4 protein-coding genes and 1 pseudogene are annotated in these 4,855 nt (G+C 69.1%); 3 read left to right on the plus strand and 2 right to left on the minus strand.

The annotated features are described in order from the left end of the window. Positions 1-230: pseudogene (locus DD1DGNOD_RS05940) on the plus strand (class I SAM-dependent methyltransferase); the annotation flags it as partial. Here the strand turns inward: DD1DGNOD_RS05940 and DD1DGNOD_RS05945 are convergent. Then, positions 163-1,977 (minus strand): glycosyltransferase family 39 protein, encoded by a 1,815-nt coding sequence (locus tag DD1DGNOD_RS05945; RefSeq protein ID WP_131765621.1) that lies wholly within the window; start codon positions 1,975-1,977, stop codon positions 163-165. The pseudogene DD1DGNOD_RS05940 and the gene DD1DGNOD_RS05945 sit on opposite strands and share 68 nt — an antisense overlap. A gap of 338 nt (positions 1,978-2,315) precedes the next feature. Then, entirely contained in the window at positions 2,316-3,035 is a 720-nt protein-coding gene (locus DD1DGNOD_RS05950) for an acyltransferase (protein ID WP_241251270.1), read from the minus strand. Positions 3,036-3,332: 297 nt separating this feature from the next. Between DD1DGNOD_RS05950 and DD1DGNOD_RS05955 the strand changes: the two genes are divergently transcribed. Both DD1DGNOD_RS05955 and DD1DGNOD_RS05960 read left to right on the plus strand, forming a co-directional pair. Then, positions 3,333-4,268 carry a glycosyltransferase family 2 protein gene (locus DD1DGNOD_RS05955; protein ID WP_131765630.1) on the plus strand — a complete coding sequence of 312 codons (936 nt, stop codon included), beginning with the start codon at positions 3,333-3,335 and terminating at the stop codon, positions 4,266-4,268. Positions 4,269-4,307: 39 nt separating this feature from the next. Next, on the plus strand, positions 4,308-4,855 hold a 548-nt coding region (locus tag DD1DGNOD_RS05960), incomplete at its 3' end, for a glycosyltransferase family 4 protein (RefSeq protein ID WP_241255494.1).

A 4,855-nucleotide genomic window follows, 5' to 3' on the forward strand; every position in this document is an offset into this window, starting at 1 on the left:
TGGCCCTGGCCGACCGCGCCGCGAGTGAACTGCGGTTGCTCGACGCGGTGGCCGGGGCCGAGCGCGCACTGGACGCGGAGCGCACGACTTCCCAGCAGCTGCGCGCCGCTCTTGCCGACGAACCGAAGCTCGTGCACGCGGCCCGGCTGGCGAACGCCGCACTCAAGGCGCGGTTGGGTGGCCGTCGGGGTGTGCGGACGGTGCAGGCGTTGCTGCACGGTCGCCGCTGAGGTCCGGAGGGTCCGACTCCCCGGGGCACCATCCGGATACCCGCCGGCCCACGGTTTCCCCCGGGCAGGTACCCGGGTGGCCGCTACCCGGGTGGAGCACGGTCACCGGTGTGATCCGTGCGACGCTCACGGCAGCCAGGGCCGCAAGGGCCAGGGTCGACCCAAGAACAATCTTGATGTCGAGCGGCGCCCACGGTGACCAGGCGGCCATGGCGTGCAGGGCCGTGGCCGGCCCGCCTCCGGCGGGTTGCCAGAAGTGGCCGAGTACGAGCCGCACCGCATCCCACTGGATGCCGGCAGCGGCGGCGAGCACGGCAAGCGGCGTCCAGCGGGCGAGGCGGCGGTCCAGCGCGGCGGCCCCGGCGCCGGCGAGGACCGCTATCCCGACGAAGCCGGTGAACAGGTATCGGCCCGAGACCGCGGTCATGTACCCGGTGCCGGCAAGGTGGACGGCGGCCTGCCCGCCGACGAGCATGACGAGGCCGGCCGTCGGCCACAGCATGAACAGCAGGTTCGTGCGGTCCGCCCGGACCCGGGCGCGCAGGATGCCCCACGCGGCCAGGCCGCCCAGCACGCCCGAGGCGGTGAGTACCAGCGGCCGGGAAAGGTCGACCTCATACCAGCCGATGGAACCCCACCAGCGGGTCAGCAGCCGTCCGGACATCCATGACCAGTAGACGGTCCAGTCCCGCCCGACGTACTCGCCGAGCGGGAAACCCGGCGTGCGTGGCTGGACGGTGTGCCACCGAAAGATGTTGATCAGCCACCACCAGCCGCCGGCCGCGATCCCGAACCCACCGCAGAGCGCGGCGGGCAGCCGCAGGGAGCGCGCGCCGCGCATCCGCGCGCGGACGTATGCGGCGGCGATCATCGGTACCAGCACGACCGCGAAGGACTTCGTCAACAGCGCAAGACCTGCGAACAGCCCGATCCAGCATGCGGTCCGCGCTGAGGTGTCCCCGCGCAGCACGTGGGCGACGGCCACCGTGACCAGCCCGCCGAGGAGGATCAGCAGGTTGTCGTTGTTGACGCTGGAGCCGATGTGGACCAGTTGCGGCACGGCGCAGGGAGTCAGCGCGGCAACGGTCGCGGCGACCGGAGAAGGATGCAGGCATCTGGCGGCCGCGTGAGCCAGCAGCGGCAGCGGCGCCACCAGCAGGATGCTGATCATCCGCAGCAGGCCGATGGTCACGTCCCAGCGAAGGGTGTCGCCGCCGCCCGGGATCGCTTTGAGGATCATTGCGTCCACCCAGTAGTACAGCGGCGGATGCTGGACCATCTGCTGGACGTAATCCGACGGCTGCCCCGGGGATGCAAGATCCTTCCAGGCCGGCCGCTGGGAGCGCGGGGGCGCGTTGCGTTCGGGGATCGGGGCGACGGTGAGCTCGTAGGGGTTGTTCCGGCTACCGAACGGTGCCGCCCTGATGGCGCCGACCCCGTCCGGTGTCACCACGGCGCCGCCCGGACGCGGCCAGCCGTCGCCCTGGACCAGCCGCATGACAGCGTCGACCTGGTTCGGTTCGTCCGGTGCGTGGTACTGGGGTACCAGTACCGACCAGGAGGCGAGCAGGAGCGCGAACACAGCGGTGATCAGCCAGATGTGTCCCGGCGTCCGGCGCAGGAGCCCGAGAGGGGCGAACCGCTCCGGCGGGCCGTTGCCGGATGGTTCCTCCGTACCGGTGGCGGAGGGCGTTCCGGTGGCGGAGGGTGTTCCGGCTGCGGAGGGCGTTTCGGCTGCGGCCTCCATCGGAGTGGCTCCGGGACCCGGGCCTCCTGGACCTCCCGGTTCGGCTTCTGAACCCCGAGCACGAGAAAGACATGATCTCGTCGCCTCTGGTCCTCTGGCGGGCAAGGGCTGGAAACCTCCGGCGGACGGATGGTTGCCATCGTACGTAGGACTATGTGACTTTTCACCGGCCGCGCGTGATGTGAACGATTTCGTTCTCTCCGGTCGTCGTCTCCGGTCATCGGAGCGAACGCTGGCGTGATCGCGTCGGCGGAAACACCCACCGGTGGAAACGCCGGAAAATCCGGGCCGGAGGAGCGACGTCGGAAGATCAAAACTGGAAGATCAAGGACGGAGGATCAACGCCAGGAGTCGACCGGGCCGACCACCTTCGCCGGGCTGCCCGCGACGATCGTCTTGGCGGGGACGTCCCGGGTCACCACGGCGCCGGCCGCGACGACCGCGCCCTCACCGATCGTCACTCCCTTCAGGACGATGGCTCCGGTACCGATCCAGGCGCGATCCTCCAGGACGACGGGAGCGCTCATCGGCTGCTCGACGCCGTCCACCGTCATGGGATGGAAGTCGTTGTCGAGAATCTGGGTGTTCCAGGAGATGTTGCATCCGGCGCCGATACTGACCCGTTCCCGCACGAGGATCTTGGCGAAGCCGTTGATGTTGACGCCGTGGCCGAGCTGCAGCAGGCCGGAGTCCACTACGATGCGGGCGCCGCGCTGCACGGAGGCGACTCCCTCGCACCGCAGGCGCCCCTCGGGGTGGATCCGTAGGACGGAGGTGTCCCGCCGTGTCGAGATCCCGAACGGGCCGAGGCCGATCCGCAGCGCCGCACCGTCGGTGAACTCGATGCGCTCGCGACCTTCGAGCACGGTGGGTGAACCGATCCAGATGGGCTGCTGGTACGCCAACGGATAGCGCAACCCGGCCACGAAGGACCGTGCCGACGCCTCCCGCCCGGCCCGCAGCGCCCGGACGTGGCGGGCGTACTCGCGTAGATCGTTGATGAACTGCCGGTCGAGCCGGTTGACCTGACTGCCGAGATGCTCGATGAGCCCGCCCATGGCCAGAAATCCTAGCCACCTGTGCTGTCAGTCGGCTGGTGAGGTCGGACGGGTGGGCCACAGCGTCGCGGGACCTCCATGACCGGCTGGTAGTAGCGCCGTGTAACCCTGGCATTCGGACGGGGGTACCAGGACGCGCGCAGAGGAGGTTGTGATCACTCGACCCGACCGGCCCGGCCACAACCCGGCGGCACCGGTGAACTCGGGTGAACTCGCAGTTCCCGGACGGAAATCAGGAGCCACATCGACGTGAGTGTCAGCGTTGTACGCGCATCTGTCAGCCCCGGCGCACCCGTCCTGAACCGGCAACAGACCGGGGTCGGATCGGTGGCGGAGATACCCGCCGCGCCCTACGTAACCGTTGTTCTTCCCTGCTACAACGAGCAGGATCACATTGTTCGCGAACTGGAGCGGATCACCGCCGCAATGGACGCCAGCGGCTACAGCTATGAACTGTTGGTCATTGACGACAAGTCAACCGACAACACGCTGGCGCTGCTGCGCGGCGTGATTCACCGGTTCCCGAAAATGAGGTTGATTTCGTTCCGCCGCAACGGCGGGTCGGGCACCGCACGCCGGATCGGCACGCAGGACGCCCGCGGGACGATCGTGGTCTGGACCGATGCGGACATGACCTACCCGAACGAGCGGATCCCGGAGTTCGTCCGCCATCTCGACGCCCATCCCGACGTCGACCAGGTCGTGGGCGCGCGTACCACCGAGGAAGGTACGCACAAGTGGGCGCGGGTGCCGGCCAAATGGTTCATCCGGATGATCGCGCAGCGGCTGTCCGGTATGAAGATCCCCGACCTGAACTCGGGGCTGCGGGCGTTCCGGCGGGATATCTCCCTGCCCTACCTGCGGCTGTTGCCGTCCGGGTTCTCCTGCGTGACGACGATCACGATGGCGTTCCTGTCGAACCAGCATCCCGTCGACTACATCCCGATCGACTACGCGAAACGCTCGGGCAAGAGCAAGTTCCATCCGTTCCGCGACGCGCGCCGCTACATCCTGCAGGTGCTCCGGATGGTGATGTACTTCGACCCGATAAGAGTGTTGATGCCGATCGCCTTGTGGATCATGGGGTTGGGTTTCGTGAAGCTTGTCGTCGACCTGGTCCGCTATGACCTGCGGGTCACCACGTCCACGCTGCTGGCGATTCTCGTCGGTTTCCAGATCGTCGTGCTCGCTCTGATCGGTGATCTCGTGGCCCGTTCCCGCAGTGACAACTGATTTCGTGGCGATGATTCTGTGGCGAAAACTGATCCCGCGGTGACAACCGACCGGTGGCGGGCGGGCGCCGGGTCGCGGGCGCGGATCGCGATCGTCGGTCCGACCCACCCCTACAAGGGGGGCGTCGCCCAGCACACGACCGAACTCGCGCACCGGCTCGCGGCGCGCGGACACGACGTCCGCATCGAGTCCTGGTCGGCGCAGTACCCGGCCCGGCTCTACCCGGGCCAGCAGCGGGTGAGCGATCCCGAGACGGAACCGTTCCCGGCGACGTCCTACCCGCTGTCGTGGCGACGGCCGGACTCGTGGCTGCGGCTGGGCCGGCGGCTTCGCTCCGGCGTCGACGCCGTGGTCGTCGTCATGATCACCCCGATCCAGGCGCCGGCCTACCTGGGCATCCTTGCCGGCCTACGACCGGCGGAGAACAGCGTCGCCGCTCTGCGGCCGGCGGGCCCGCGGCCGGGAGGTGCCCCCGCGGCGGGCCCGTGGCCGGTGGAGGACGGCCTTGCCGGTCTGCGGTCAGGGGATGTCCCGGGGGGCCCGCGGCCGGCGGAGGACAGTCTCGCCGCCATCCGTGGGCCGAGGGG

Origin of the sequence: Candidatus Protofrankia californiensis (assembly GCF_900634765.1) — a bacterium.
Taxonomy (GTDB): domain Bacteria; phylum Actinomycetota; class Actinomycetes; order Frankiales; family Frankiaceae; genus Protofrankia; species Protofrankia californiensis.